This is a genomic window from Sulfitobacter sp. AS92 (assembly GCF_038900015.1).
GTDB lineage: Bacteria > Pseudomonadota > Alphaproteobacteria > Rhodobacterales > Rhodobacteraceae > Sulfitobacter.
This window is the reverse complement of record NZ_JBBMQL010000003.1, coordinates 302005-328288: the sequence shown is the minus strand read 5'-3', so window position 1 is coordinate 328288 and position 26284 is coordinate 302005. Positions and strand designations below refer to the sequence as shown.

General features: G+C 57.4%; 28 protein-coding genes and 1 tRNA gene. 17 read left to right on the top strand and 12 right to left on the bottom strand.

The genetic code is table 11. The features are described 5' to 3' along the window. Positions 1-237 precede the first annotated feature (237 nt). Positions 238-837, top strand: a complete 600-nt coding sequence (locus tag WNY61_RS07770) for a hypothetical protein (protein WP_342850897.1) — start codon at positions 238-240, stop codon at positions 835-837. 149 nt (positions 838-986) lie between these two features. Here the strand turns inward: WNY61_RS07770 and WNY61_RS07765 are convergent, their stop codons facing one another. The 3 genes from WNY61_RS07765 to WNY61_RS07755 form a co-directional block, all read right to left on the bottom strand. Next, entirely contained in the window at positions 987-1250 is a 264-nt protein-coding gene (locus WNY61_RS07765; protein ID WP_342850896.1) for a hypothetical protein, read from the bottom strand. A gap of 303 nt (positions 1251-1553) precedes the next feature. After that, on the bottom strand, positions 1554-2045 hold the full coding sequence (locus tag WNY61_RS07760) for a hypothetical protein (protein ID WP_342850895.1): 492 nt from the start codon (positions 2043-2045) through the stop codon (positions 1554-1556). 156 nt (positions 2046-2201) lie between these two features. Continuing rightward, positions 2202-3587 (bottom strand): hypothetical protein, encoded by a 1386-nt coding sequence (locus WNY61_RS07755; protein WP_342850894.1) that lies wholly within the window; start codon positions 3585-3587, stop codon positions 2202-2204. A gap of 770 nt (positions 3588-4357) precedes the next feature. Between WNY61_RS07755 and WNY61_RS07750 the strand changes: the two genes are divergently transcribed. The 4 genes from WNY61_RS07750 (at position 4358) to WNY61_RS07735 (ending at position 8472) form a co-directional block, all read left to right on the top strand. Beyond that, on the top strand, positions 4358-6448 hold the full coding sequence (locus WNY61_RS07750; RefSeq protein ID WP_342850893.1) for an ATP-binding domain-containing protein: 2091 nt from the start codon (positions 4358-4360) through the stop codon (positions 6446-6448). 2 nt (positions 6449-6450) lie between these two features. Next, a complete protein-coding gene (locus tag WNY61_RS07745) occupies positions 6451-7179 on the top strand; it encodes a DUF2290 domain-containing protein (RefSeq protein ID WP_342850892.1) in 729 nt (242 codons plus the stop codon). A 292-nt stretch (positions 7180-7471) separates the two neighbouring features. Next, the gene (locus WNY61_RS07740; RefSeq protein ID WP_342850891.1) at positions 7472-7975 is read left to right on the top strand and encodes a hypothetical protein; all 504 of its coding nucleotides are present in this window, start codon (positions 7472-7474) and stop codon (positions 7973-7975) included. A gap of 56 nt (positions 7976-8031) precedes the next feature. Beyond that, entirely contained in the window at positions 8032-8472 is a 441-nt protein-coding gene (locus WNY61_RS07735) for a hypothetical protein (protein ID WP_342850890.1), read from the top strand. Positions 8473-8686: 214 nt separating this feature from the next. Here the strand turns inward: WNY61_RS07735 and WNY61_RS07730 are convergent. Beyond that, a tRNA-Ser gene (locus tag WNY61_RS07730) sits at positions 8687-8776 on the bottom strand. A 434-nt stretch (positions 8777-9210) separates the two neighbouring features. Between WNY61_RS07730 and WNY61_RS07725 the strand changes: the two genes are divergently transcribed. After that, a complete protein-coding gene (locus tag WNY61_RS07725) occupies positions 9211-9507 on the top strand; it encodes a hypothetical protein (RefSeq protein ID WP_342850889.1) in 297 nt (98 codons plus the stop codon). Positions 9508-9598: 91 nt separating this feature from the next. Here the strand turns inward: WNY61_RS07725 and ychF are convergent, their stop codons facing one another. After that, a complete protein-coding gene (gene ychF / locus WNY61_RS07720; RefSeq protein ID WP_342850888.1) occupies positions 9599-10696 on the bottom strand; it encodes a redox-regulated ATPase YchF in 1098 nt (365 codons plus the stop codon). A gap of 59 nt (positions 10697-10755) precedes the next feature. Beyond that, positions 10756-10947: a hypothetical protein gene (locus WNY61_RS07715; RefSeq protein ID WP_342851105.1), complete on the bottom strand. Its 192-nt coding sequence runs from the start codon at positions 10945-10947 to the stop codon at positions 10756-10758. 157 nt (positions 10948-11104) lie between these two features. On the opposite strand from WNY61_RS07715, the gene trpA reads away from it, so the two are divergent. The 8 genes from trpA (at position 11105) to WNY61_RS07675 (ending at position 17731) form a co-directional block, all read left to right on the top strand. Continuing rightward, positions 11105-11896, top strand: coding sequence for a tryptophan synthase subunit alpha (gene trpA / locus WNY61_RS07710; protein WP_342850887.1), 792 nt, complete (start codon positions 11105-11107; stop codon positions 11894-11896). Between the two features lie 138 nt (positions 11897-12034). Further along, positions 12035-13225, top strand: coding sequence for an alpha-hydroxy acid oxidase (locus WNY61_RS07705; RefSeq protein ID WP_342850886.1), 1191 nt, complete (start codon positions 12035-12037; stop codon positions 13223-13225). Beyond that, on the top strand, positions 13219-13839 hold the full coding sequence (locus WNY61_RS07700; RefSeq protein WP_342850885.1) for a hypothetical protein: 621 nt from the start codon (positions 13219-13221) through the stop codon (positions 13837-13839). Before WNY61_RS07705 ends, WNY61_RS07700 begins: the two co-directional genes overlap by 7 nt. A gap of 113 nt (positions 13840-13952) precedes the next feature. Further along, a complete protein-coding gene (locus WNY61_RS07695) occupies positions 13953-14609 on the top strand; it encodes a 50S ribosomal protein L25/general stress protein Ctc (RefSeq protein ID WP_342850884.1) in 657 nt (218 codons plus the stop codon). Between the two features lie 179 nt (positions 14610-14788). Beyond that, positions 14789-15496 (top strand): aminoacyl-tRNA hydrolase, encoded by a 708-nt coding sequence (pth, locus tag WNY61_RS07690; protein ID WP_342850883.1) that lies wholly within the window; start codon positions 14789-14791, stop codon positions 15494-15496. Between the two features lie 78 nt (positions 15497-15574). After that, on the top strand, positions 15575-16750 hold the full coding sequence (locus WNY61_RS07685; RefSeq protein ID WP_342850882.1) for a serine hydrolase: 1176 nt from the start codon (positions 15575-15577) through the stop codon (positions 16748-16750). A 16-nt stretch (positions 16751-16766) separates the two neighbouring features. After that, a complete protein-coding gene (locus WNY61_RS07680) occupies positions 16767-17150 on the top strand; it encodes a DUF2237 domain-containing protein (RefSeq protein WP_342850881.1) in 384 nt (127 codons plus the stop codon). Between the two features lie 2 nt (positions 17151-17152). After that, complete coding sequence (locus tag WNY61_RS07675; protein ID WP_342850880.1) at positions 17153-17731, top strand: DUF4893 domain-containing protein; 579 nt, start codon at positions 17153-17155, stop codon at positions 17729-17731. Between the two features lie 15 nt (positions 17732-17746). On the opposite strand, the gene WNY61_RS07670 is transcribed toward WNY61_RS07675, so the two are convergent. The 5 genes from WNY61_RS07670 to WNY61_RS07650 form a co-directional block, all read right to left on the bottom strand. Further along, the gene (locus WNY61_RS07670; RefSeq protein WP_342850879.1) at positions 17747-18280 is read right to left on the bottom strand and encodes a LuxR C-terminal-related transcriptional regulator; all 534 of its coding nucleotides are present in this window, start codon (positions 18278-18280) and stop codon (positions 17747-17749) included. A 203-nt stretch (positions 18281-18483) separates the two neighbouring features. Then, positions 18484-18750: a tryptophan synthase subunit beta gene (locus WNY61_RS07665; RefSeq protein ID WP_342850878.1), complete on the bottom strand. Its 267-nt coding sequence runs from the start codon at positions 18748-18750 to the stop codon at positions 18484-18486. A 40-nt stretch (positions 18751-18790) separates the two neighbouring features. After that, the gene (locus WNY61_RS07660) at positions 18791-19057 is read right to left on the bottom strand and encodes a tryptophan synthase subunit beta (protein ID WP_342850877.1); all 267 of its coding nucleotides are present in this window, start codon (positions 19055-19057) and stop codon (positions 18791-18793) included. Between the two features lie 434 nt (positions 19058-19491). After that, positions 19492-20724: a tryptophan synthase subunit beta gene (gene trpB / locus WNY61_RS07655; RefSeq protein WP_120350504.1), complete on the bottom strand. Its 1233-nt coding sequence runs from the start codon at positions 20722-20724 to the stop codon at positions 19492-19494. A 96-nt stretch (positions 20725-20820) separates the two neighbouring features. Next, positions 20821-22758 carry an AsmA family protein gene (locus tag WNY61_RS07650; protein WP_342850876.1) on the bottom strand — a complete coding sequence of 646 codons (1938 nt, stop codon included), beginning with the start codon at positions 22756-22758 and terminating at the stop codon, positions 20821-20823. A gap of 62 nt (positions 22759-22820) precedes the next feature. On the opposite strand from WNY61_RS07650, the gene rimO reads away from it, so the two are divergent. Beyond that, positions 22821-24194 carry a 30S ribosomal protein S12 methylthiotransferase RimO gene (gene rimO, locus WNY61_RS07645; RefSeq protein ID WP_342850875.1) on the top strand — a complete coding sequence of 458 codons (1374 nt, stop codon included), beginning with the start codon at positions 22821-22823 and terminating at the stop codon, positions 24192-24194. A gap of 17 nt (positions 24195-24211) precedes the next feature. On the opposite strand, the gene WNY61_RS07640 is transcribed toward rimO, so the two are convergent. After that, complete coding sequence (locus WNY61_RS07640; protein ID WP_342850874.1) at positions 24212-24706, bottom strand: lactoylglutathione lyase family protein; 495 nt, start codon at positions 24704-24706, stop codon at positions 24212-24214. Positions 24707-24801: 95 nt separating this feature from the next. Between WNY61_RS07640 and WNY61_RS07635 the strand changes: the two genes are divergently transcribed. Beyond that, positions 24802-25692 (top strand): LysR family transcriptional regulator, encoded by an 891-nt coding sequence (locus WNY61_RS07635; RefSeq protein ID WP_342850873.1) that lies wholly within the window; start codon positions 24802-24804, stop codon positions 25690-25692. A gap of 140 nt (positions 25693-25832) precedes the next feature. Then, the gene (locus WNY61_RS07630; protein WP_342850872.1) at positions 25833-26216 is read left to right on the top strand and encodes a hypothetical protein; all 384 of its coding nucleotides are present in this window, start codon (positions 25833-25835) and stop codon (positions 26214-26216) included. Positions 26217-26284 lie beyond the last annotated feature (68 nt).

The window sequence follows — 26284 nt, the reverse complement described above, 5'->3', positions numbered from 1 at the left end:
CTCTGGAGTTCAAGCTGACCTTCTAAGAAGAATCTTGGGAGGCGATCCAATTCCCACTGGATAAGATTGCCCCAATCGCTCGCATGCCTCAGCCGCGCCTGATGTTTACGGCCTCGGCGAAAACGACCGTTTTTGGCACATGGGTTTTGGCATGAGATTTTAGGCCGAGCCTTGCATTCCTTTTAATGCGAAATAGCACATGCTACACTCAGAGTAATTCCTTAGGAGGTCACTGGAATGCGTACTTCATTGAAAGTCGCAAGTTGGTGTGGTGGGATAGCTTTTGTTGCTCAGTGGATTAGGAACATGGCCGTCCCTTCACAGGGTAACATTGATCGAATGTCGGAATACGAAATTTCTAGTTGGAACTCAGTCCTAGAACCTATTGGTTTTGTGGTGGGAATTCTTTGGATCGTGGCCGTGCCAGCATTTCTCTATGGGGCTTATCGGAGCATCATAGAGAGCCGACAACCAAACGTGACCAACATTGGCGGACATAGTATTTCTGCGGGCCCAGGAGCGATTGTAGGTACAGATTCCGCAGAGATCGTTACTGGAACGAAGGCAATTCACAGCACGGTGACGACCAATACCGACCTTGATCGAGCTCTCACAGAGTTAACACGGGCGGTTAGTCAGTCCAGCCTGCCCGAAATCGAGAAAGATCGAGCCGCTGGCTTGGTGGATGAAATACAGGAGGAGCAAAATAAGGATGCGCCTGAAAAGGCTAAAATCTCAAAACTGGTGCCAGAATTGCTAGAAATTGCTAAGAATGTCGGCCCGGCGGCCAAGAGTGTTACGGATGCCATTGCCATCATCCAGAAGGTGTCAAGCTAGTATCCTGTCAAATCTCATCCGTTTTTGTCACAGGCGATAACGACCGCTTATGACCGGCTCGGTTTCTCGAAAGCAGACCTTGGCGCAGCCGCAGCAAATTGCTGCTTTGTCCGCATACGCGCCATTCATTACCTTCTACCAGTAACCTATCACGCCGCCCGGTGAGGGGCGGCGTGGTTGGCGATTTCGGCGGCTTGGAGGAGGAGGTTTTGGGCCTCTTCGAGCTGCGCCAGTTCGGCGTTGAACCGTTTAAGCAGTGGAAGCAACCATTCCTCGCCATCGGTGATCTTTTTTGCGATCTGCGCTCTGGCGTTTCGGACCCTTTCGATATTGGTTTGCTTCGATCCGGTCAGGGTCCGGTGGATGTGGGGGGTTTCGGGAGCCGCTGCCCGAGCGGCGTATCTGGTCGACATAGCACTCCATACCCCATCACCGCAGATGCGCGGCTGATTTCGGGGGGCTGGGGTCGGGTGCTTACATTTGAAAACTCCTGTGTTCGGAGTACTGATATAACCAAGGGGGCTACACTTGAGTAGCTGGCGATATGGAAACAATGCGTTTCCACCGTTTAATCGAAGAGCAAAACCCCGACCTTCTTTCGAAAGCCGGGGTTTTTCAGAAATTGCTGGTTGCGCTTGAGGGGTTTGGTTTCTGGGGATCGAAATGAGCCACTTCATGGCGGTAGCCGGAAATTCCGGTCACCGCCATGCTGCGGGTCACTCGGCGGCGACTGCTTTGGACGCAGCGCCGTTACTGCCCTCGAACTTCCGACGCAGTTCTTCGAACTTGGCGCGCTCTTTTTCCTCGCGTTCCGCAGCCCGCTCGGCCTTACGGGCCTCTGCTTCCTCGGCCTTGGCCGCATCATAGGCGGCCACGATGCCCTCGACTTCCGAAGGGCACAATGGATGCTCCATGATGGAGCGGCGGTCTTTCGACGAGGACGCGCATGCCAGAGCGGACACGACCTCGATGCGGACCTGCTCGCTTAGGCTCGGCAGCACTGCTGCAAAGTTCTGACCGACGGCATTTGCGAAAGACAGGGCGCGGTTCAGCTCGTTGACCGCGGCCTTCGCTACGACGCCAGACTGTATAGCCTGGATGGTGCGGCGCGGGTCGCTGGAAATCGCGCCAACTGCAGGCTGGAAACCATCTGATGCCACCGCGTCAAGGAATTTGCGATGCAGATCGGTGAGGTTAGTTTTGGACATAGGAATTGCCTTTTTGTTAAGTTTAAAATCAGCCACCGGTGTTGCGCTAAGACATCAAAGGCGGCTAATAATGATCTCGGAATGTTTCTTTGGAGAAAATTGTCGAAAGCAGCACTTTTTTTGAAGAAACTTTGTAAGCCATTGATAGATCACGATTCATTTTTCATCAGGCTTAGGTCCATCGGGTGAAGTCGTGTCAGACCGGCCACCATCCACCGCTGAATGTCCACGCTTGAGCAACAATTGTTGCAGGCTGACGACCTGCTTTGCGACCGCTTTCCACGTCGTCCCTAGGTTCTGGCGAATGGCGGGCGGCAGCTCTTTCACAATGTCCATCAGCGCCTCGCGCGTGGTCTCGATCTGATCGAACTCTTCGATCAGTTTTTCCTTGGCTTCACCCCGTGCCCGGGTACGCATGGTGGACCAGACACGACCAAAGATCCCTTCTGCGCGTCGGCGTCCTTTCTTCGACTTGGCCACCCGCTGGATCAGCGTCTTGGCGCTACCGGAAGCCTTGCCGGTTTCGGTCACGGCCAAGCGCGGACCGTTGGCATTCTCCTTCAGCTCGAAGTAATCTTCTGCAAGGCCTTCTGCGGCAGCCAGAACCGAGTCGGCTTCGTCTACCATATCCTGGGCGACGGTTTCCCGCGCCCCGACGGCATCTGAGCGTGCCTGCACTTTAGCGGTATCGGCATTAACGGCAGATTCGGCCTCAAAAAGTGCCGTCTCTCGAGCGTCGAGATCGGATGACCGAGCATTCAGCTCGATGCGTTCAGACCATAGTTCGGTCGCAACCTCCTGCCGCCATTTCCATGTCGGCTTGTGCTCAACCGGGTCTGGCCCCTTCATGCCTGCGGCCCTCGTCTGCCGCGAAGCGAAAGCCCGCGCTTCTCCCCGCACCAGTCCGGCTTGAGCAAACCAAATCCCGGCAATGTCTTGTGCATGTTCATAGGACCGGATCGCGTCGTGCTTGGATGGGATGAGCATCGGCCGACCGTGCTGATCCTCCCCCCGGGGCAGGATCACGGCATGGATATGATAGGTCTTTTCATCTCGGTCAGCGCGGGCGTGCACCATGTCTTCCCCGAAATTGTAGGTCAGCCATCCGATGGCGAGGTCCTCAAAGTGCTTTTCCCGCCGGCGCTTTGCCATCATGCCGCGCCATGTCGACTGATCGCCAGCTGCGGCAAACCAATCTGCATGGGCTGTGATGATCACTTCGCGCATCGGACCATGTTTCGAAGGCCGCCAAGGATCCTTCGGGCCTTCGATCATGCGCTTCTTAATCTCTCCGATGCGCTTCCGTTTCGTGAGCTTTGTCAACTCGGTTGCAAAGTTCTCCATCCGCATGCCATCAATCTCAGCCAAGGCCTCTTTGGCCCAGGTGTCGCTACCGATTAGGAGCTTATTGAAGCGAGTTCGACGCGGCTCGAACTCATAGCCATACATTTGCTTTCGAAGGCGATGCAGTTCGAAACGGGACAGTTGCTCGGGGCGCAAGCCCTCAAAGCGCAGGACGATGGGATGGTTGTTGGTCGTCATTTTTGATCTCCAGACGTTGAGATCAGAAAATGGGTCGATGTTTCAGCGGACCGGAGAAATCAGTTGAAGCTAGCGTGAAAGGAGGTGCAGGGGAAAGTACTCACTAAGTAGACCGCACTCCGGCACCGTTGGTGCCTACGTTCGGTCTACCCGCTCGTCCAGGGCGCTGCCCCGGAACCCCGCCCGCCGGGGGCACTTATGCAGCGGGCACTCCTGCGCGGAGGGCGGCAAGGTCATCGTTCCGCACTCCCCTTGCAACCCCTACTCCCGGGGGAGCGTCGTTCCGCACTCCTCCCCCAAACCCCCGCCTGCTCGCAGGGTCCGTTCGGCACGCCCCTGCACCCCCTTGGTCTTTGCTCAGAACCCAGCAAAACACGAACCCATGAAGAGAACGCTTACGAAAGTGTTCTGTTCATGGGTCCTTGATCTCCCGACACGATCAGACCAGCAGCTCGAAAAGGTTTGCAGCCACCAGTGCCAAGGATCGGTATCCGCAGACAGTGGCCTTTGAAAGGCCTCGACTTTCCCGGAAGCCGACATTCTGTCAAGCCAAAAAGCTGGTCGCGTTTGCCCCGGAGCGAACATTTTCCGGCTGCGGGTATGCAGCGGTCGCAGCCGACCGCATGCAACCCGATCAGGACGTTCATTTTCGCACAGGTTGTGTCGTACGAGGACTTCAAATGTCTTGAAAACCATTATATCTGGCATGCAGGTTAAAGAAGATCAGGGCAGAGCTGACGGTCACGGCCCAACGGACACAGAGGAACAACATGCCTGTAAATTACATTCCGACTATTGGGCGCAGCGAAGAGAAGCATGATATTTCTCTTGTTGTATCTGAGATCAATGCAGAATCTGTGTTCCCTAAACAAGAGAACGTCGTTCTCTATGCAGGTTGGCCTCAAGTAAAAGACTATGACGGTAGAACTCATACCTCTGACCTTACCGCAGTAACCTCTGAACATGGCATTAAACTCGTAAAGTACTCCGCTAGCGCAGATATCAATATTCTTCGCAAGGAAGCACATAGTATTCTTCAAGCCGCAGCAACTACCGATTCTTTACTCTCTAAGAGCCTTATCCTTAAGAAGAAGAGGCGTTTGATAATAGACGTGGTGCCAGTTCTTTTTGCTCCGAATTTGGACGCAGAGGAATTGGGAGTTGCAGATGTTGAAGTCGCAGTCTCACAACATCAGCTTCTTGAAATTTTTCTCGAGGAAGACGAATCTCTAAATGAAGAGCAGGAAGTTGAAATTCGAGCAATCATAGAGGGCGCAAAGGCTCTGGGGCAATTGAAGCCAGTAGATGATGTCTCAGACGCACCTCCTTTAGCAAAAGCCCTCGCTGATCTTGAAGCGATAATATATAACTTCGACGCTACACAACGTTCCGTTGCTCTGACCAATATCGCCGGACCTCAACGCATCAGAGGACTTGCAGGAACTGGGAAGACCGTCATCCTCGCTATGAAAGCCGCTTTGGCTCATATTGAGGACCCAAGCGCTAACATCTTGATTACATACTTTACACGAAGTCTACGCGACGTAATCGAGAGGTTAGTCACAAGGTTCCATCGGCACTTTGCTGAAACCGACCCAAATTGGGAAAGAATTCACGTGAGGCATGGCTGGGGGAGGAGTAACACGCCCGGAGTCTACAGAGATACTTGCATAAGAGAAGGAAGGTCCCCGAAAAGCTTTAACGACCTAAGGGGGCACGCTGACCCTTTCGGCGCAGCATGCAGCGAGCTAGTGGCAGCTAACGCCATTTCCCCTTACTATGATGTAATTTTGATTGACGAAGGCCAAGATTTTCCCGACGGCTTCTACCAGATGTGTTTTTATCTTGCCAAAGGCGAGCGAGATAAAAAGCAAATTGTCTGGGCCTATGACGAACTGCAGAATGTTTTCAATGTGGAGGTTCGAGAACCCGAAACTCTTTTTGGAAATGATTCAGATGGACAGCCTAGAGTATCACTCGGCCGCAGCTTACCGCAGGGCACAGATACAAACGACTTTGTACTCCAACGCTCCTATCGAAATCAGCGGGAGGTTTTAGTACTCGCTCACGCCTTGGGATTTGGCGTTTATTCGAACACAGTTCAAATGCTTGAAAACGCCAAACATTGGGAGGATGTCGGCTATGAAGTAGTGGCTGGCACATTTGACACCGATAGCAATAACGTAGTCGAGCGGCCACTTAGAAATAGTCCGAGTGTTCTAAACTCCCCCGATGCGGTGCCGGTCATTAGCTTGAACTCAGCCCCGAATATTGATGATGAAGTTGAATTAGCCGCTCAGGAGGTTAAGAAGTTCATAGACGATGGAATACTCGCCCATCAAATATTAATTATCAGTTTGGATGATAGATCAGCTCGCCGCTATTTCTCCAATATTTCTGACCGCCTCAATCAATGGGGAATTCCTTGTAACAATATTATCCGAGATAAATACAGCGAACCTCCCTTTCGTATAGATGGCATGGTTACAATGAGTACGGTCTATCGTGCAAAAGGAAACGAGGCCGCCGTAGTGATCGTAGTCGGCTCCGACGCCGCAACGTTGCAAACACGAACTGGTAGAAACAAATTGTTTGTCACGCTAACTCGCACGAAAGCGTGGCTGCGCATATTCGGCGTCGAGACGAAGGTATTCCAAAGCCTTCGGGCTGAAATAGAGAAAGCTGTGAGTGAAGCTCCGAGAATTTCATTCAAAATGCCTAATATGAATACACTAAATACCATTCAACGTGGCTTGGAAGAGAAACATGCGCGACGCATCGAAGCAAAGCGCAGACTTGAGAAGATGAAGAGTGACTTAAATCTGTCGGATGACGACATCGGTAGCTTGATTGAGGATTAATTTTGACACGTGACCACTTCAATAATAGCATCCGCACGTCTCGAAAGGTATTAAAAGAGCTTGGACTTCTCGAAGGTAGTGTCTATGAGATTTCACTTCCCAGGTCTGCGGAGTTCAATAAGACTTGTCTTACTTCAAGAAGCTATGTGGAGATATATGAGAAAGCGCTCTCCCTTTCGCACTACAATCTTATTTTGACGGATCTTGCCTTCTTTCAATTTACATATAAATCACCAGTTGAATTTGCGCTCGCCTTTTACCCTAACCCCAGAATTACGGGTTCAGTTGATGCACTTTCCGACTATGAAGATTTGATTAGGCAGCGAAATGACGATGAAATTGGTGAGGAGGAATTTTCTGAATTAGTCACGCTTATGCCAGCTGAAATTTATGTGCCTCGCATGAGGTATGAATTTAGCAAAAGCCAGCTTCGCACGGTTACACACCCAGGGGCGCACTTCCACATTGGAATGTCCGGTGAGGATCGCTGGAGTTCGGAACGCAAACTGTCACCCCTTTCTTTTCTTTACCTGATGGTTAAATATTACTATCCAAATTACTGGTGGCCTAAGTCGAGGTTTTCGGGTGCAGAAGACCTTTGGAATGATGCCGAAACAATAGAAAACTGCTGGGACGAGAAACTGTCAAAATCACTCCGGAACGATGGCACCTCTCATCTCTTCCATGACGAAGAAAGAAAGAGTTTTCATTTTTCAGCTTCCTACTTTTAGATTGGCTTAGCTAACGCTCTTTTGGGGCCAGTGAAAGGTTTTGGGGTATGCGCCCACCTCGACACCCACAATGGCACCTACGGAATCTGAGTTTCATTCTTTCCGCTCAGAATGAGCGCCCCGTCACTATTTTCGCTTGCGCCGATTTTGCCGAGAGGGACACCCTCTCGGCGCTCTCCCAATTTTACGGCTTCAGCTCAGCCGCGCGTTTGTTGTGACGCGCAGCTGAGCTGAAGCCTTTTGCTTTAGCCTTTCCCGCTGGCGTCGTTTTACCACGCCACAGGAGGCCACTTTGTATCACCACCCCCACCTCTTTTCCGCAGCCCACGATCACATGTCGCTTCAGCTCGGCGATGTCGTATTGTTCCGCTTCCCTCTCAACGACACGAACACCGAACCCGGCGTGCCCAAACGGCGACCGTGTCTGGTGCTCAACACCCTGAGCAACAACGACGACCAATTTGTCGAGATCGCCTACGGCACCTCGGCGGACACGCGGGCTAATCGCGGCTACGAAATCATCGTCAAGCACCCCACCTCGCGTGAGGAGGCCGGGCTATCGAAGCCGACGCGGTTTATTGGCGCGCGACGCATTATCGTGCACGTCAATCACAGCGGTTTTGATGGCCAGACCGAAGGCCTGGAGATCATCGGCAAGCTGGACGCCCCTCTTTTGGAGCGACTCAATGCTGTCCGGGCCCGCATCCAAGCAGAGGCCGACATCGTTGCGCATCACCGCGAAGAACAGCGCGCGGAACAGGTGCGATGGGAACACGAAGCGCGCGGTTTCCGGTAAGGAACCGCGCTTTCGCATTTCACACACCAACTCAAATCAAGACAAGGAAAAAACCTATGGAAATGCCATTCAAATCCGCCAACGAGATCACCGCTATGGCCGCGTCGTGCTTCCCACTTGCACGAGTCGCAGCAACCGGAATCGAACAGGACGTCCTCGAGCTCGTTATCCCAGAAGCAAAGCGAGACGCACAAAAACTTCTCGCCATCCTACGCCGTGGCGCAATCTTCAAGAAGGGCGTTCTTGCGATGCTGCACGAACTGGTGGGTGTTCTGGATGCCCAGATCCTCGAAGGGACCTATGTGGAGACCTACTACGACCATAGCCCCGAGAATGCCTCCAGTGAGAGCAGCTGGAGCAAAGAGCGGCTGACGCCGGAAGCCGACCGACTTGCTAACGCAGTGGCGGTTCTTCTCGAGCTCTATGCCACCCTCGCGGCTGTGCACGACATCCTACAAGCTGAGAAGGCCCTGGAAGGGCTGCGCAGCGCAGCCTGACGGAACACGCGGGCCGGAACACCCGCGTCAGGGCGCGCCGGCGATACTTCTGCTGCTACAGATGTCGGCGCGCCTATCCTCAAAGCTCTGAAAGAACTCAGCGACGATCGCAAATGTGTAGCAATATGTGTAGCAAGAACAGGGTCCATCAAAACGTCGATGCGCGATTGGGCCTTGTTTTTATGGCAATTTCCCGCCTGAAAGACTGGGGAAATGGCGGAGACGAAGGGATTCGAACCCTCGAGACCCTTCCGGGCCTACTCCCTTAGCAGGGGAGCGCCTTCGACCACTCGGCCACGTCTCCGTCGACCCGTTTAGAGAGGTCGCGCCGAAGAGACAAGGCAAAATTGGCCAGAATTTTCGCATTTTCTGAAGGTCTAATTTGTCCGGCCTAGGGAGGCGGTTCCTTGAGTGCAGATCTGCTTAACTCGAAATGCTGCTCTGCAGAGAAACGTCGCTGCTGTTATCTCGTTCGACACCATTTCTTAGCAAGTCCAGCGCCTCTGTAGCAACTCACACGGGAGCGTGAATGACTTGTGAAGCCAAGCCAATTTTCGATCATGCTATTGTTATAAAAGGATGTTTTTGGCCACAGCGAAGCACCGCCGTTCTTAACAACCCGAACTTCTCCCCAATCTCGCTGCAAAGCCGAAACTTTGTTCATCCGGGCGTCGTTACTTCACCACAAACGATGACATCGCAATGATGCGATCTTAGAAAAACCCGAAGGAACACATTATGAAACTCATTCTTACAACAGCCGCCGCCGCATTGATTTCAACTGCCGCCGTCGCGGACAACTCGACCCGCTACAACGACATCTTCCTGAACACCTCGAATGGCGCGGGCGAAGTCTATGGCAACAATGACCGTATGCGCACCGCAGGCGAGTCGACCAAAGCCAATGACATCATGCTAAATACTGCTGATAAAGCCAAGAACGACGATACCGTGATGAGCAGCCGCAACGCCTTGAGCAGCCCCGGTGAAGGTTACGTCTATGGTGGCTTTGGTGCGGGCAACGACAGCAAATAAGCCGTTGACCACCCATTAAAAAAGCCCGGCAGTGCAAAACTGTCGGGCTTTTTGCATTAAGGCCGCGCTAACCGGCCTACTAATGCAGCGATCAGGTATTGAACAGAAAATGCAGCACGTCGCCATCTTTGACGATGTAGCTCTTGCCTTCGGCGCGCATTTTGCCCGCTTCTTTCGCGGGCCCCTCACCGCCGAGGCCTACGAAATCGTCATAGGCGATGGTCTCTGCTCGAATGAAACCCTTCTCGAAATCACCGTGAATAACGCCCGCTGCTTTGGGCGCCGATGTGCCGGTTTTGATCGTCCAGGCGCGCGCTTCCTTGGGGCCGACAGTGAAATAGGTCTCAAGATGTAGCAACTCGTAGCCTGCGCGGATCAAACGATCGAGACCTGCCTCTTTGAGCCCCATCTCTTCGAGGAACATTTCGGCCTCTTCGGCCTCCAGCTGGCTAATCTCTTCTTCGATCTGGGCTGAGATCACGACATGGGAGTTGCCCTGTGCGGCGGCCATTTCGGCAACCTTGGCGGAATGGTCATTGCCTTCGGCGGCTTCCGCTTCGCCCACATTACAGACGTAGAGCACCGGTTTCGTCGTCAGCAATTGCAGCATGCGCCACGCCTTGGCGTCGTCTTCGTCGACTTCGACGGCACGCGCGGGGTTGCCTGCCTCCAACGCCTCAAGTGCCAAGCGCATCAGACGTTCCTGCTGAACTGCTTCCTTGTCACCGCCACGCACTTTGCGGACGATGTTTTGCAGACGTTTCTCAATGCTCTCGATATCGGCCAGCATCAATTCGGTGTCGATGGTTTCGGCATCGGCCACCGGGTCAACGCGGCCTTCGACGTGGGTTACGTCGCCATCTTCAAAACAACGCAACACATGGGCGATGGCGTCAACTTCGCGGATGTTGGCGAGGAACTGGTTGCCCAAGCCCTCCCCTTTGGAGGCGCCCTTCACGAGGCCCGCGATGTCTACGAATGTCATCCGCGTTGGAATGATGCTTTTCGACTTGGCAATTTCGGCCAATGTGTCGAGCCGCGCGTCGGGCACGGCCACTTCGCCGACATTGGGTTCGATGGTGCAGAACGGAAAATTCGCCGCTTGCGCCGCTGCGGTGCGGGTCAGCGCGTTGAAAAGGGTCGATTTGCCGACGTTCGGCAGACCGACGATGCCCATTTTGAAACCCATGACGATACCCCTATAAAAGCTGCGCGTGTGTTAGGGGTAGTGGGCGCAAAGCGCAAGGCTCAGCGCGCGCGGCGGTCCTGATGCGCTTGATAGATCAAGATCCACGCCAGCAGGATGAACATCGGATGCGTCAGCCCTCCTGAGAAGACCACCGCAGGCACCCAGATGATGAACACGACGATTGACAAAAACAGCCGTCCGATCAGCAGGATCGACAGCGGCGGCAGGAAAAGGGCGAGCACATAATTCATGGCGTATGAGATAGGCGCGGCTTTGCCAATTGGAAGGGGCAAAATCGCGCCATCTGCGCTAACTGCGGAAATTTTGCTGTGCCCCGCCCTCTCTACGGATTGATTTTCACCGCTACTTTCGGCATTGCCGAGGAAAGCACCAACAAAGGCCAGCAGCATGACCCGTATCGACGCCAAATTCGAAGACCTCCGCGCCCGCGGCAAAAAGGCGTTTGTCTCCTATGTCATGGCTGGCGACCCGGATTTTGACCGCTCGCTGGAAATCGTGCGCGGTCTGCCCGCGGCGGGTGTCGATATTATTGAGCTTGGCCTGCCTTTCACCGATCCAATGGCCGACGGCCCGACGATTCAGCTTGCCGGTCAGCGCGCCCTTGCGGCAGGCATGACACTGAAACGCACACTCGAAATGGTTCGCGCGTTCCGCAAGGATGACGACACGACCCCGATCGTGCTGATGGGCTATTACAACCCGATCTATTCCATGGGTGTTGAGAAGTTCTTAACCGAAGCCAAAGACGCCGGGATCGACGGGTTGATCGTGGTAGACCTGCCACCTGAAGAAGACATAGAGCTTTGCCTGCCCGCGCAGGACGCCGAGCTGAACTTCATCCGCCTTGCCACGCCCACGACAGACGACAAGCGCCTGCCCCGCGTGGTGCGGAACACCTCTGGCTTTGTCTATTATGTGTCGATCACCGGCATCACCGGCTCAGCCGAGGCGAATGCCGCCGATGTTTCCCCTGAGGTTAAGCGCATTCAAAAGGCCAGCGGCCTGCCCGTGATCGTGGGCTTTGGCGTGAACACACCCGAAAAAGCCCGCGCCATCGCCGAAGTGGCCGACGGCGTGGTGATCGGCTCGGCCATCGTGAACCGCATCGCCAATGGCGACAGCCCCGAGGATGTTTTGGCCTTCGTCAAATCCCTCGCTGACGGGGCGCATTCGGCGTAACCCCCTACCCCAAAGAGATGAACCAAAGCCCGCGCCGCCTGATTGGCCGCGCGGGCTTTGCCGTTAGTGAGCCGTTCACAATTGCCAAGTCCTTCGCCAATTGCTACCCAAAGTTAACTCATTCAGCATAGGTGGCCCATGCCCGTCATCACCAGCATCGACGATCTCAAACGCATCTACAAACGGCGCGTGCCGCAGATGTTCTATGATTACGCAGAGTCGGGCAGCTGGACAGAGCAGACTTTCCGCGAGAACACCAGTGACTTTGACCAAATCCGCCTGCGCCAGCGGGTGGCGGTGGACATGTCGGGCCGCAGCACGGCAACCCGAATGATCGGCGAAGATGTGGCCATGCCCGTGGCGCTCGCCCCCGTCGGGCTGACGGGCATGCAATGCGCCGATGGAGAAATCAAAGCCGCCCGCGCGGCAGAAGCCTTTGGCGTGCCCTTCACCCTGTCGACCATGTCCATCAACTCCATCGAAGACGTGGCCGAGGCGACGACGAAACCCTTTTGGTTTCAGCTATATACCATGCGCGATCAGGATTATGTCAGCCGCCTGATCCAACGCGCTAAGGATGCCAAATGCTCGGCTCTCGTCATCACGCTTGATCTGCAAATCCTTGGCCAGCGGCACAAAGACCTGAAAAACGGTCTGTCGGCCCCGCCCAAACTGACCGCCAAGACAATCGCCAATCTCGCCACCAAATGGGGCTGGGGAATCGAGATGCTGGGCGCGAAGCGGCGGCATTTCGGTAATATCGTCGGCCATGTGCATGGCGTGACCGACAATGCCGACCTCGGCGCGTGGACGGCGGAGCAGTTCGACCCCTCGCTTGATTGGGACAAGATCGCCAAGATCAAAGAACAATGGGGCGGCAAGGTGATCCTCAAGGGGATTTTGGACGCCGAAGATGCACGGATGGCGCTGAAGGTGGGTGCCGATGCGATTATCGTCTCGAACCACGGCGGGCGGCAATTGGATGGCGCGCTCAGTTCAATCCGAATGCTGCCGGAAATTCTCGATGCTGTGGGCGATCAGATCGAAGTGCATCTTGATGGCGGCATCCGTTCGGGTCAGGACGTGCTCAAAGCCATGGCGATGGGCGCGAAAGGCACCTACATCGGGCGTGCCTTTATCTACGGCCTGGGCGCGATGGGCCAACAGGGTGTCACCCGTGCGCTAGAGGTGATCCACCGCGAGCTGGACCTGACCATGGCGCTTTGCGGCGAGACGCAAGTGGCCAACCTTGGGCGGCACAACCTCCTGATCCCCCGTAACTTTGGCGGCGATTGGCAGAAATGGCCGCGTGATCCGGCCAAATGCTGATCTTTCTTAGCCGCGAGCTGACCTTTCTCGCCACGCCCAAAACCGGGACAACGGCCGTTGAAATGGCGCTAAAGCCTGAGGCGGAAATCGTTTTTTCCCGCAATCGCAAACATTTAACCGCATTGCGCTACAAAAAACGTGTGCTGCCGTTCTTGCAGGATACCTTTTCGGCCTCACCCGAGCCGCTGGCGGTGATGCGCGACCCGGTCGCGCAAATTCGCAGTTGGTATCGGTATCGCAGCCAGCCCCGGCTGGATGGCAAAGCGCTTAGCACTAAGGGCCTGACCTTCGAGCAGTTCGCGCTCGAGGTGATCTCTGACGCGCCTCCGCCCCGCGCGCAGATCGGCAGCCAGTTTTCCTTTCTCACTTCGGGCCAAGGCGACCTACTGGTGCAGCACCTCTTTGCCTATGAGCGCCAACCGGCCTTTCGCGAATTTCTGGAAAACCGGCTGGGCCGTGAAATCAAACTGAAGCCCAAAAACATCTCTCCCCATGTGCCTGCGCCCCTTTCCTCTGAGGTAGAAGCACGGCTGCGCGCCGCGCGGGCCAAGGAATTTGCACTTTACGACCGGCTCATGGCAGCCGAAGGCTACCTGCATACGCCGCAGGAATAGCCCGGCACCCGGCCCTTTTGCCCTTTCCAGCCAAGCAAAACCGGTCTATACGCGCGGCTTCACGCGGGAATACAGCCTTGGAGGATTCCCGCCCTAATCAATTGGAGACTAAAATGGCCGGAGAGATTCCTGATCTTGAAGCCCAGGTACGTACGGGGACAGGCAAGGGCGCCGCTCGTCAAGCACGTCGTGACGGCATGGTTCCTGGTATCGTATTTGGTGGTGACAACGAGCCGCTGCCGATCAATATCCCGTTCAACAAGCTGCTGACCCGCCTGCGTCAGGGCCGCTTCAAAGCGACCTTGTTCAACCTTAAGGTTGAAGGCCACGACGACGTTCGTGTGATCTGCCGCGATGTTCAGCGCCATGTTGTCAAAGACCTGCCCACGCACATCGACCTGATGCGCCTGAAGCGGACCACCAAGATCAACCTGTTCATCAACGTCGAAGTTAAAGGCGAAGAAGAATGCCCCGGCCTGAAAAAGGGTGGCGTGCTCACTCTGGTTCGTCCGGAAGTTGAACTGGTCGTGACCGCGGCAGACATCCCTGAGTTCGTGACCGTGGACGTCACTGGTCTTGAGATCGGCGACAGCGCAACCATCAGCCGTGTCGACCTGCCCGAAGGCGCCAAGCCCACAATCGATCGCGACTTTGTTGTCGCTACGGTTTCGGCACCTGCCGGTCTGTCCGCGGCGGATGACGACGAAGACGACACTCCGGTAGACGAAGTGCCAACCACCGAAATGGGTCCGCCCGACGGTGAAGAATAAGCAATCTGCCGCAAGGCATTGCTGGAACGGGGTCGCATCATGCGGCCCCGTTTTGCGTATGGGGGATGATTTCTTTGAAAGAAATCACTACGGAATTTTCAAAAAATTCCGATGCACGGCAGGCCATTCCATCCCCCTGCCCCGCTTGCTAAAATGCACCGAACCACAGGAGACACCGCATGAAACTGATCGTCGGCCTCGGCAATCCGGGCGGCAAATACGCCCGCAACCGCCACAACATCGGCTTCATGGCGCTGGACCGTATCGCGGAGGATCACGACTTCGCCCCATGGAAGGGCAAGTTTCAGGGAAGCGTGAGCGAAGGGCGCTTTGGTTCTGACCGTGCGGTGCTGCTCAAACCCGAGACCTTTATGAACAACTCAGGCCAGTCGGTGCAGGCCGCGATGAAGTTCTACAAGATCGACGCGAGCGATGTGATCGTCTTCCACGATGAGTTGGACCTCGCGCCGGGCAAGGTCAAATGCAAGACGGGCGGCGGCCATGCGGGGCACAACGGCCTGCGCTCAATTCACGCGCATATCGGGGCGGAGTATGACCGCGTGCGCCTCGGCATCGGCCACCCCGGCCATAAGGACGCGGTGGCGGGCTATGTGTTGCGCGATTTTCCGAAAGCGGATGAAGGCTGGCTTGATGACGTGCTTCGGGGGATTACCGACGGCGCCGCTGACCTGGTGCGGGGCGACACCGGGCGGTTCATGAATGCCGTGGCCCTGCGCGTGGCACCGCCGCGTTCGGGCACCGGCAGCAAGGGGCCCAAAAAACCCGCAGATGCAAAACCGCAATCCGCCCCCGCGACTCCCGCCGCACCCAAGCCAGAGGCCGAAGCCCAATCGCCCCTGCAAAAACTGATGGACCGCTTCCGCTGAGCAAATCAGCCTGACGCAATGTCGGACTGGCCCCCGCCCCTGTGCCGTGGTTCACTGAAACTCAACAGGGGGGACATCATGCGAACATTTGGAAAATGGCTTGGCCGGGTCTTGCTGGCGCTTCTGGTTGCGGCAGTGGTCATCGGGCTTTGGAAGCGCGAAGAGATTGAGCGGCTTCTGGCGGTGAACTCTCTCTTCTCGGAAGAGAAGATTGTGCATAACTTCAGTCACATGGATGGTGCCTTCCTTTCTGCACCCGTCTCGCGTGGCGACGGGCTGACCAGCGAGCTTCCCTACGGCCCTGAAACCGAATTGCCCGAAACGGTCGACAGCTGGATCGCTGCCCGCGACGTGACCTCGCTCGTTGTGTTGAAAGACGGCGCCATCGTCTATGAAAACTACTTCCAAGGCACCGGACCTGAGGACCGCCGCATCAGCTGGTCGGTGGCAAAAAGCTATCTCTCCGCTTTGGTGGGTATCTTGCTGGACGAAGGCAAAATTGCGTCCCTTGATGACCAGGTGACCAAATACGCCCCAACCCTCATAGGCAGCGCCTATGACGGGGCGAGCCTGCGCAACGTGCTGCATATGGCCAGCGGGGTGACCTTCGACGAGGACTATCTGGACTACGATTCGGACATCAACCGCATGGGCCGGGTCGTGGCCTTGGGCGGCAGACTAGACGATTTCACCGCCGAATTGACCGAGACTTTCGCCGAGCCGGGCAGCCAGTGGCAATATGTCTCGATCGACACTCATGTGATCGGCATGGTGGTGCGCGGCGCCACGGGGCGCGGTATTCCTGAATTGCTGAGCGAAAAGGTCATTGCGCCCTTAGGTCTTGAATATGCGCCCTTTTACATCGTTGATGGTTCAGGCACCGCATTTGTGTTGGGCGGGCTGAACATGACCACGCGCGACTATGCCCGCTTTGGCCAGATGTACGCGCAAGGCGGCGAATGGAACGGCAAGCAGATCGTGCCTGAGCATTGGGTAGCGGAATCGACCAGCCCCACCGCCCCCACTGCCGACGGCCAGATCGGATACGGCTACCAATGGTGGATCCCCGTGGGCGCGGCAGAGGGAGAATATATGGCGCGCGGCATCTATGGTCAGTACATTTATGTCAACACGGCGCGCGATGTGGTGATTGCTACCAATGCCGCCGACCGCAAGTTCCGTGAGGCCGGCGTATCAGACAAGAACATTGAGATTTTCCGCGAGATCGCTACCTCAGTCTCAGGCGGCACTTAAGGCACAAAGGGAAGACATGACACCCGACAGCAGCATTAACGTTCTGAACCAGCCGCTTGTGATCTGTGGGACAGACCCGGTCACGGGCTTCTTTCGCGACGGGCATTGCAACACCTGCGTGCAGGATCAAGGCAGCCACACGGTCTGCGCAGTGATGACGGCGGAGTTTCTGGCCTATTCCAAGTATGTTGGCAATGACCTCAGCACCCCGCGTCCTGAGTTTGGCTTTGCGGGGCTCAAGCCGGGCGATCCTTGGTGCCTTTGCGCCGCGCGGTTCTTACAAGCCGCGGATGAGGGCTGCGCGCCAAAAGTCCATCTTGCCGCGACCCATTTGCGCGCGCTTGATATCGTGCCGCTGGAGGTGCTGCAAACCCATGCCACTAACACGAGTGACGGATAACCATGCGCCTACGCCTCCTGCCCCTCCTACTGCTTCTGCCTGCTACCGCCTGGGCTGAACCTACCCTGCGCCCTGCAGACAGCGCGCGGCTCGACAACTTCTATGCTGCTTTCGGCGATGCCATTACGCAGGCGCTAGCTTCGGGAGAAGCGGAAGATATCGCCGCGGTAACGCGCGCCCTTTCAGGCCAGCCGCAAGTGGCCTTCTCCGCCGATTTGCAGGGCGATTGGTCTTGCCGCACGATCAAACTCGGCGGGGTCAGCCCGCTGGTGGCCTACTCCCCCTTCAAATGCCGCTTTACCGCGACCGACCGGGGTTTTGCCTTTGAAAAGCTCACCGGATCACAGCTGACGCGGGGGGAGATCACCCTGCGCGATGGCCGCGCGATCTATGCCGGTGTGGGCTATGTCAGCGGGGAAACACCCCCAACCTATGCCGATCTGCCAGCGGATTTCACCTCTGGAGGTAAGGTGCAAAGTGACGTGGCGGTCTTCCAGCGGATCAGCCCGACGCGGGCCCGACTGCTGTTTCCGTCACCGGCTGTGGAAAGCGATTTCGATATTCTGGAACTGACGCGCTAAGGCGCCACGCCGCCCTTAGGCCGCGTGGCAGAGTTGTAGTTTCGACTTGGGACGCGGCATCAGCGCATCGTCCATCAAGTCTTCGATAAATGTACTCAAAAGCTGGGTCCGCCCGGTCACACCAGCCTTGCGATAAATCGCATTGGTCTGTGCCTTCACGGTCCCTTCAGAGGTGCCCCGCATTTCAGCAATGTCGCGCGTATTCAAACCCTTAGTCAGGAAAATCGCAACATCCCGCTCCGCCGGGGTAAGATGCCATTCGCGGAAGTGTTCTTCGAGCACATCGGCGAATTCCACCGTACAATGGCGCAAAGCGGTTTCTGCTTTTTCCGCGCGTTGGATGCTCATCCGAAGGGCCATCCAACCCAGCACAACACCAAGGATCAGACCCAAGACCTGGATCCCCTTGTTCGGTCCAATATCAGCGAGCGGAGTCCCAAATAGCGTCACGCCGCGCCCTTCCAGTGCAAAAACAAGCACGAAATACACTGTGGCGTTGAACTGTAGTGCGGCGATAACCCACAGCGCGATCTTTTTCTTATTATTCATGGTGAAGCCTTGCCTTGATGTCCGCCGTATCTAACCGCGGCACACCGAAGTGCAAGGGATGGCGGCCATGCGCCGTGATCAACCCTTAGTGATTTGGCACCCGCCCCGAAGGGCGAGTGCATTTTCTAGAGGCCAGTTTTCGGGTCAGTTTCTGGCCGGAAGATAGGTTTCACTCAGCGCCGCACGGAGGCGGCAAACCAAGTTTAGCGCGGGAAGCGGTTCACTTTGGCGTCGTCTTGGGCAGCGGGGAAGACAGTAATGGTGACGTCGGATGTGTCTTCGGCGCGGAAGGTGCCGCTGTTGAAGATGTCCAGTTTCACATTGTCGACCGCGTCGTTACGGCTGGAGTAAGAAACACCTGCCTCGGCTTTGTCGTTATAGCCGATTTGCTGGCCTTCCATGCCCTGTGCGAAAGCGGCGGAACCTGCTGTAGCAAGGATCAGGGCGGTTGTTACGAGTGTCTTTTTCATTGTCGTGTCCTTTCGGGGGAAAATTGGGTTTGATCCGCGATTAGCGCGGGAAGCGGTTCACAGACTCATCGCTCTGCTCGGTCGGGAAGACGGTGATCGTGATGTCCGACAGGTCTTCGGCGCGCAGGATGCCGTGCTTGAAGACTTCGAGTTTGGTCTCATCGACGGCTTCGCTGCGGCTGGAGTAGGAAACGCCATTGTCAGCTTTGTCGTTATAGCCGATGCGCTGGCCTTCCATGCCTTGAGCGAAAGCGGCGGTGCCTGCTGTTGCAAGGATCAGTGCGGCGGTTGTGAATACGTTTTTCATATCGTGTTCCTTTTCATTCCCGGGTTGAGTTGCGAGCCGCTCAGTAGCGATGCGGCATCGTCGGGATGACATGGAAAAGGGCATTCGAGGGGGTATTGGCTATCGACCCGGGGTTTAAATCGACCGATCTAAACCCCTGGAAGAGCGTCATAAACCTTGGTTTATGGGGCAGCCGCAGGGCAAAAAACGAAGGAAGATTGCCTTAGCGTCAAGCCTATAAGGGCGAAACCACGTTTCGCAGGCAGGCGCGCTGTCGGTAAACGAAGGCTAGCCGGTCTTTTCGCATTGAGAAAGTTTTTTCGTGCTTTTTCTTGAAAGAACTTCGCCCCCTTCCCAAAGTTTATGCGCATATTCCAAACTTTGTGACGCCGAACGCAAAACGGGCCCGCGATCTCACGCAGGCCCGTCAAGATCGGCTTAGATTCGGTGCTGATTTAGGCGAATTCGCCCATGTCGAAATCCAGCGCGCGGGCAACGGTGAAGATATCTTTGTCACCCCGGCCACACATGTTCATCACCAGCAGGTGGTCCTTGGGCAGTTCCGGCGCGATCTTCATCACGTGGGCTAGCGCGTGGCTGGGCTCCAGCGCCGGGATGATCCCTTCAAGCGCACAAGACAGCTGGAATGCTTCCAGCGCCTCACGGTCGGTAATTGAGACATATTTCGCGCGGCCAATGTCGTGCAGCCACGAATGCTCTGGCCCGATGCCGGGATAGTCGAGACCCGCCGAGATTGAGAAGCCTTCGAGGATCTGCCCATCGTCGTCCTGCAACAGATAGGTGCGGTTGCCGTGCAATACGCCAGGGCGGCCCCCGGTCAATGAGGCGCAATGCTCCATCTTCTCGTTCACACCCTTACCGCCTGCTTCGACGCCGATGATGTTCACCGATTTGTCGTCAAGGAACGGGTAGAACAGGCCCATCGCGTTGGACCCGCCACCAATGGCGGCGATCAGCGTGTCCGGCAGACGACCCTCGGCCTCTTGCATCTGCTCGCGGACTTCCTTGCCGATGATGCTTTGGAAATCACGAACCATCGCCGGATAGGGGTGCGGCCCGGCCACGGTGCCGATGCAATAGAAGGTGTCGCGCACATTGGTTACCCAATCGCGCAGCGCGTCGTTCATCGCGTCTTTCAGCGTGCCGCGACCCGAAGTCACTGGCACGACCTCGGCACCCAGCAGGCGCATGCGGAAAACGTTGGGCGCCTGACGCTCAACATCATGCGCGCCCATGTAGACCACGCATTTCAGCCCGAACTTGGCGCAGACCGTCGCTGTCGCCACGCCGTGCTGGCCCGCCCCGGTTTCCGCGATGATGCGCTTCTTGCCCATGCGCCGCGCCAGAATAATCTGGCCCAGCACGTTGTTGATCTTATGCGCGCCGGTGTGGTTCAACTCGTCACGCTTCATATAGACCTTGGCACCGCCCAGATGCTCGGTCAGCCGTTCGGCGTGATAAAGCGGGCTGGGGCGGCCGACGTAGTGGGTCCAGAGATCATGCATCTCGGCCCAGAAACTGTCATCGGTCTTGGCCTTCTCATATTGCTCTTCCAGTTCAAGAATGAGCGGCATCAGCGTTTCCGAGACAAAGCGCCCGCCGAAATCGCCGAAACGGCCCTGTTCGTCGGGGCCGGTCATGAAGCTGTTGAAAAGATCGTTGGCCATTGCGCCTCTCCTAGAATGTTGCGCCAGCCTTACCGCAGCCCGCCCGCTTGCGCCACCATGAGTTTCGCACAAAGGGCGGGCGGGCAAGGCTTCGCGCTAGTCGAAGAGTTTGAACAACTCGCGTTTCAAGGCATTCTCCAGCTCATCCTTCACGATATCCTCGGTCGAGCGGCTGTCATCCGGCGCGATGTTCAACTCTTCTTGGATTTTCTGACGCACCACATCCTCGGCCCGCTGCTTTTCCTCGGCAAAGTTCAGATCAATCGCGGCACGCAGATCGGCCTTGATCTCAGGCTCGGCCCAAGGCCCCCTGATCCGCACCGGCACCGCCAGCCCGCCGCGTGACGCATTAACGCGCAGCGCCTTGGGCGTGACGGTATAGTCGAGCGTCCGTGCGCCTAGATTGACCTGCCCCTCACCGGTCGCGTTGAAGTTCGGCAGCAGCATCAGCAGATCGTCATTGCGCAGGATACCCTCGGCAATGTCAAAACTCGCCTCCACGGAATCAAATACCGTACTGCCGCCCTTGGCATCGACCGACCCCAACAGCGCGTCCAGATCGATCCCCGCAATCGTGCCGCGCCCCATGGTCAGCACCCCTGCCCCACTGAGCGAGCGCATGATCGCATCCACCGATTGCCCGGAACCGAGGAACGACACCTCCGCAGTCCCGTCCCCGGTAAAGCGCGTCACCCCGGCGGTATCCTCCAACAGGTCGCGCATCTGCACGCCCTGCGCCGTCAGCTTGCCCCCCACCGACAGACCGCTGCGGTTGTTCATCACGAATTCACCGGCAACCTTGCCGCCATAGGCGCTCATATCCTGTAGATCGACCACCATCCGCGCGCGGTCGTTGCGCAGCACGGCGCGTGTGGCCCCGAGCGCGAGTTGCCCCAGATCAATGCTCTCGGCGCTCAGCGCGATGTCCCCGTCAAAAGCCGCAAGCCAATCCGCGTTGATTTCCTGCCGAGACCATCCCTCAAGACCTGCCGCTGTCGGGCTGCCGCTGCTGCCCGTCTCTGTGGCTTCATCCGACAGGGCAGAGAGGTCCAGCGCCCCGGCACGCAGGTTCGCGGTGATCCTCGGCGTGCCGTTCAGCGCCAGATCGGCCTGCCCGGTCAGGCTGTTGCCGCCCAAATCCAATGCGATGTTGCGCAGCGCCAAGCGCCGGTCCGCCGTCAGTGTCAGCCCACTGCGCAGATCGACCGACTGGCCCAACCCCCGTGGCAGGGTGACACCGCCCGCGCCGAAAGACGTCAGAAACCGCGCCGTATCGGGGCTATCGACCCGCAGATCCCCCGCCAGCGCACCGTTGAGCGATCCGCGCCCGTCAAAAGAGATATCGCCGCCCCGCGTCGTGACATCGGCGCGCAAGGGCTGCACGCCCCCCTCCAAAAAATCCGCAAAGCCTTCGATCCGCGCGGCAAGCCGAACCGCCTCCCCCGCCGGGGCCATGCTGGCGGTGATATCCGCCGCCCCGCCCCGCTCGGGCCAATCGAGCGCCAAATCGACACCTTCGTAGCGCAAGACATCAGCGCCTTCCGCGTCATAGATCAGCGTGGCATCGGTCACCGTCAGCTTCTGAATGCTCAGGGGGCGACGGCTGGCGGTCGGCTCGCTCTCTGTCTCAATCCGCGCACCGCTGCTGCTGTCGGTGAACTGCCAACTCGCTCGTCCGTCGCGGCGTTGCTCCAACCGGATCACCGGGCTTTGCGCCGCGATATTGGTGATGCGTATCTCACCACGAAGCAGCGCACCCGCATCCACCCCAATCGACGCATTCGCCGCCGTCAGCATCGCACCCTTATCGGTCCAATCGGCATTGCCGACCTCAAGCCCGCCTGCCGTCACCCCCAACACCGGCCAAAAGGTCACGCCCACATCGCCGGTGATCGACACCTCGCGCCCGGTCATCCGGCTGAGTTGGTCACTGGCAACCCGCGCGATCCGTTCGCCGGGCAGCAGGAACAGCGCCCCCAACATGATCACAACAATCAGCAACAGCGCGCCGATGCCGCGTATAATCCATCTCATGGCTCTCTCCTCCTGCCCGGCAGCTCTTTCCCCGATCACTCGCATGCCTTATAGCGCAATGCATGAGCACAAACCCACCCAATCTGCGCCCCGACCTCGCCCCACAAGCGAAGATCAGCAACCCCGCCCGCCCCGGCCAGCCGACGATCGGCATGGTCAGCCTTGGCTGCCCCAAGGCGCTGGTGGATTCTGAACGCATCCTGACGCGGCTGCGCGCCGAGGGCTATGGCGTGTCGCCTGACTATGCCGGGGCCGATGCGGTGATTGTGAACACCTGCGGTTTCCTCGACAGTGCCAAAGCCGAGAGCCTCGACGCCATTGGCGAAGCGCTGACCGAGAACGGCAAGGTGATTGTCACTGGCTGTCTGGGGGCCGAGCCGGACTACATCCGCGAACACCACCCCAAGATCCTCGCCGTGACCGGCCCGCATCAATACGAACAGGTGCTCGACGCGGTGCATGGCGCGGTGCCGCCCAGCCCCGACCCATTCATCGATTTGCTGCCCGCGCAACAGGTCTCTCTGACCCCGCGGCACTACAGCTATCTCAAGATTTCCGAGGGCTGTAACCACAAGTGCAAGTTCTGCATCATCCCCGACATGCGCGGACGCCTGCAAAGCCGCCCCGCCCATGCGGTGCTGCGCGAGGCCGAGCGGCTGGTCGACAATGGCGTGAAGGAGCTTCTGGTCATCAGCCAAGACACCTCCGCCTACGGCGTTGACATCAAACACGCCGACGACCGTGGGCACCGCGCCCATATCACCGATTTGGCGCGTGATCTCGGTAGTTTGGGCGCATGGGTGCGGCTACACTACGTCTATCCCTACCCCCATGTGCGCAAACTGATCCCGCTCATGGCCGAAGGGCTGGTACTGCCCTACCTCGATATTCCGTTCCAACACGCCCACCCGGACGTGCTGAAACGCATGGCCCGCCCTGCGGCGGCGTCGAAAACCCTCGATGAGATCGCCGCATGGCGCGATACCTGTCCCGACATCACCCTGCGCTCGACCTTCATCGTCGGCTATCCGGGTGAAACTGAGGCGGAGTTCCAAACCCTGCTCGATTGGCTTGATGAGGCGCAACTCGACCGGGTTGGTTGCTTTCAATACGAAAACGTCGAAGGCGCGCGATCGAACGCACTGCCCGACCACGTGGCGCCGGAGGTCAAACAAGACCGCTGGGACCGCTTCATGGAAAAGGCGCAGGCCATTTCCGAGGCCAAGCTCGCCGCAAAAGTCGGCAAGCGCATCGACGTGATCGTTGACGAGATCGACGAAGACGCCGCCACCTGCCGCACCAAGGCCGACGCGCCTGAGATCGACGGCAACCTTTTCATCGACGAGGATTTCCAGAACCTCAAAGTCGGCGATATCGTCACTGTCGAAGTCGAAGAAGCCGGCGAATACGATCTTTGGGGACGTCAGATTAACTGACGCCCCCCGGTGGCCGATCAGGCGTAGGCGCCTGCCGAATAGGTCAGCTCATAGCTGTGGCTGTAAAGCTCGAACACAATGCCAAAGGGGTCTTCGACATAGACCATACGGTAGGGTTTCTCGTCCGGGTAATATTCTCGCACCGGCATCCGCTGCTTGCCGCCCGCCGCGACGATCCGCTCTAACAGCCCTTCGACATCCGGGTCTTGGATGGCAAAATGGAACGTGCCGTGGCGCTTGTGCTCTAGCTTTTCTTCGGGGGCGTAATTGCCGGGGAATTCAAAGATTTCGATGCCGATGCCATCTGCTGTGGCTAGATGGGCAATGCGCAGCGATCCCCAGCCGGGGCCGAAAACATCCGTGCACATGACGCCGATGGCCGTGTCTTCTTCTACCGCTTCGGTGGGCTGCATCACGACGTAAAAGCCCAACACTTCGGAATAGAATTTCACCGCAGCGTCGAGGTCCGGCACGGATAGGCCGATGTGGGAAAAGGTACGGGGGGTGGTCATATGTGTTCTCCTGTTTGCATTGAAGTCGAGATAGACAGGCGCACCCCACATGTGAAATTATCAAATCTCATCGAAATCATAACGAAACGTTTGCCATGCTAAACGCCACTTGGCTTGAGACCTTTACCAACCTTTGCGAAACAGGACATTTCACCCGCACGGCAGAGCGGCTCAACATGACCCAGCCCGGCGTGTCGCAGCACCTGCGCAAGCTAGAGGATCAACTGGGTCAGCCGCTAATTGCGCGCGACGGGAAAAGTTTCACCCTGACCCCAGCAGGTGAGGCGCTCTTTGAGACCGGTCTTGCCCGCCGCAGCGAAGAGCAGGGCCTGCGCGAACGGATCGCCACCGACCTGCCCGACCGGGGCGTGGTGCATATCGCCTGTTCCGGCAGTTTCGCCAGGCTGCTGCATCCGCTGCTTTTAGATTGGATGGCCCAAGCGCCGGACCTTACCCTGCATCTCGAAGCCGCCCCCCAAGCCACAATCCGCGCCGGGTTGCTGGATGGTCGGTTCGATCTGGGCGTGCTAGCCGATGATCCCGCCCATGCAAGACTGGAAGCCCAGCATCTGGGGCGCGAGGAACTTTGCCTTGTTCTGCCGGTTAATGCATTGGAACAGATAGACAGTTTCGCCGATCTCGAAGTGCGCGGCTTCATCGCGCACCCCGATGGCTTTGCCTATGCCGATGATCTTTTGCAGCTTAATTTCCCCGACAGTTACCCGGGGGCAGACCGGATGCGGCTGCGCGGCTACGTGAACCAAATCGGCCAGATCCCGGCGGCGGTCGCGCGGGGGTTGGGTTACACGCTTTTGCCCCGCAGCGGGGTCGAGACTTTCGCGGCGAAAGACCGGCTTCGGCTGCAGCCTCTGCCGAAACGGCGCTGGCATGATCTTTGGCTCGCCTCGCGGCGTGGGCGGCCTCTGCCCGCCCGAATGCGCAGGGCAGCAGAACTGATCGCTGAGGCCGCTGCGAGATTGCACTAGGTCGCACAATTCGCCGATATTGTGGAACCAAACCACCCCGCTACTAGATATATCTACAAGAAAGGGCGCGACTACGGAGAGACTTGAACGCGTTCCCCTTCTGTTCTATATGTAGAACGCAGTAGCAGAGGAATGACCACATGTCTTTTCAACCTCAGTTTCCCGGCATCTTCGACCCTGATCAACGGGGTCGACCGCCACGCGGCAGCGACAGTGCGCAGCCCAAACAGGCCGACCGCCGCATGCCCGCGACAGAAAAACAAATGCAATACGCGCGCTCCCTCGCCAAGCGAACCGGCGATGATCTCCCCGAAGGGATCGAAGCGGACCGCGCAGCCCTATCCGAATGGATCGACGCGCATAAACCCCGCGCACTGGAGGGGCCGTTTGCCGCTTACCCTTCGGCGAAACAAGTCGCCTTCGCCGAACGCATCGCGCGCCTGAAGCGCCGCGACGTGCCGGAGGAGTGTTTTCGCGATAAAACCCTAATGTCGCGTTGGATCGACGGCAATAAACCGCGCTGATCTGGGGGGGGCGGCGCGCTTTACGCGCCGTTACCTCTGGCAGCGGTAAACTTCGCTGCTACCTTCAA

Coding starts and splice junctions, on each gene's coding strand:
- WNY61_RS07770 (WP_342850897.1), top strand. CDS start 238: ATGCGTACTTCATTGAAAGTCGCAAGTTGGTGTGGTGGGATAGCTTTT.
- WNY61_RS07765 (WP_342850896.1), bottom strand. CDS start 1,250: ATGTCGACCAGATACGCCGCTCGGGCAGCGGCTCCCGAAACCCCCCAC.
- WNY61_RS07760 (WP_342850895.1), bottom strand. CDS start 2,045: ATGTCCAAAACTAACCTCACCGATCTGCATCGCAAATTCCTTGACGCG.
- WNY61_RS07755 (WP_342850894.1), bottom strand. CDS start 3,587: ATGACGACCAACAACCATCCCATCGTCCTGCGCTTTGAGGGCTTGCGC.
- WNY61_RS07750 (WP_342850893.1), top strand. CDS start 4,358: ATGCCTGTAAATTACATTCCGACTATTGGGCGCAGCGAAGAGAAGCAT.
- WNY61_RS07735 (WP_342850890.1), top strand. CDS start 8,032: ATGGAAATGCCATTCAAATCCGCCAACGAGATCACCGCTATGGCCGCG.
- WNY61_RS07725 (WP_342850889.1), top strand. CDS start 9,211: ATGAAACTCATTCTTACAACAGCCGCCGCCGCATTGATTTCAACTGCC.
- ychF (WP_342850888.1), bottom strand. CDS start 10,696: ATGGGTTTCAAAATGGGCATCGTCGGTCTGCCGAACGTCGGCAAATCG.
- WNY61_RS07715 (WP_342851105.1), bottom strand. CDS start 10,947: ATGAATTATGTGCTCGCCCTTTTCCTGCCGCCGCTGTCGATCCTGCTG.
- trpA (WP_342850887.1), top strand. CDS start 11,105: ATGACCCGTATCGACGCCAAATTCGAAGACCTCCGCGCCCGCGGCAAA.
- WNY61_RS07705 (WP_342850886.1), top strand. CDS start 12,035: ATGCCCGTCATCACCAGCATCGACGATCTCAAACGCATCTACAAACGG.
- WNY61_RS07700 (WP_342850885.1), top strand. CDS start 13,219: ATGCTGATCTTTCTTAGCCGCGAGCTGACCTTTCTCGCCACGCCCAAA.
- WNY61_RS07695 (WP_342850884.1), top strand. CDS start 13,953: ATGGCCGGAGAGATTCCTGATCTTGAAGCCCAGGTACGTACGGGGACA.
- pth (WP_342850883.1), top strand. CDS start 14,789: ATGAAACTGATCGTCGGCCTCGGCAATCCGGGCGGCAAATACGCCCGC.
- WNY61_RS07685 (WP_342850882.1), top strand. CDS start 15,575: ATGCGAACATTTGGAAAATGGCTTGGCCGGGTCTTGCTGGCGCTTCTG.
- WNY61_RS07680 (WP_342850881.1), top strand. CDS start 16,767: ATGACACCCGACAGCAGCATTAACGTTCTGAACCAGCCGCTTGTGATC.
- WNY61_RS07675 (WP_342850880.1), top strand. CDS start 17,153: ATGCGCCTACGCCTCCTGCCCCTCCTACTGCTTCTGCCTGCTACCGCC.
- WNY61_RS07670 (WP_342850879.1), bottom strand. CDS start 18,280: ATGAATAATAAGAAAAAGATCGCGCTGTGGGTTATCGCCGCACTACAG.
- WNY61_RS07665 (WP_342850878.1), bottom strand. CDS start 18,750: ATGAAAAAGACACTCGTAACAACCGCCCTGATCCTTGCTACAGCAGGT.
- WNY61_RS07660 (WP_342850877.1), bottom strand. CDS start 19,057: ATGAAAAACGTATTCACAACCGCCGCACTGATCCTTGCAACAGCAGGC.
- trpB (WP_120350504.1), bottom strand. CDS start 20,724: ATGGCCAACGATCTTTTCAACAGCTTCATGACCGGCCCCGACGAACAG.
- WNY61_RS07650 (WP_342850876.1), bottom strand. CDS start 22,758: ATGAGATGGATTATACGCGGCATCGGCGCGCTGTTGCTGATTGTTGTG.
- rimO (WP_342850875.1), top strand. CDS start 22,821: ATGAGCACAAACCCACCCAATCTGCGCCCCGACCTCGCCCCACAAGCG.
- WNY61_RS07640 (WP_342850874.1), bottom strand. CDS start 24,706: ATGACCACCCCCCGTACCTTTTCCCACATCGGCCTATCCGTGCCGGAC.
- WNY61_RS07635 (WP_342850873.1), top strand. CDS start 24,802: ATGCTAAACGCCACTTGGCTTGAGACCTTTACCAACCTTTGCGAAACA.
- WNY61_RS07630 (WP_342850872.1), top strand. CDS start 25,833: ATGTCTTTTCAACCTCAGTTTCCCGGCATCTTCGACCCTGATCAACGG.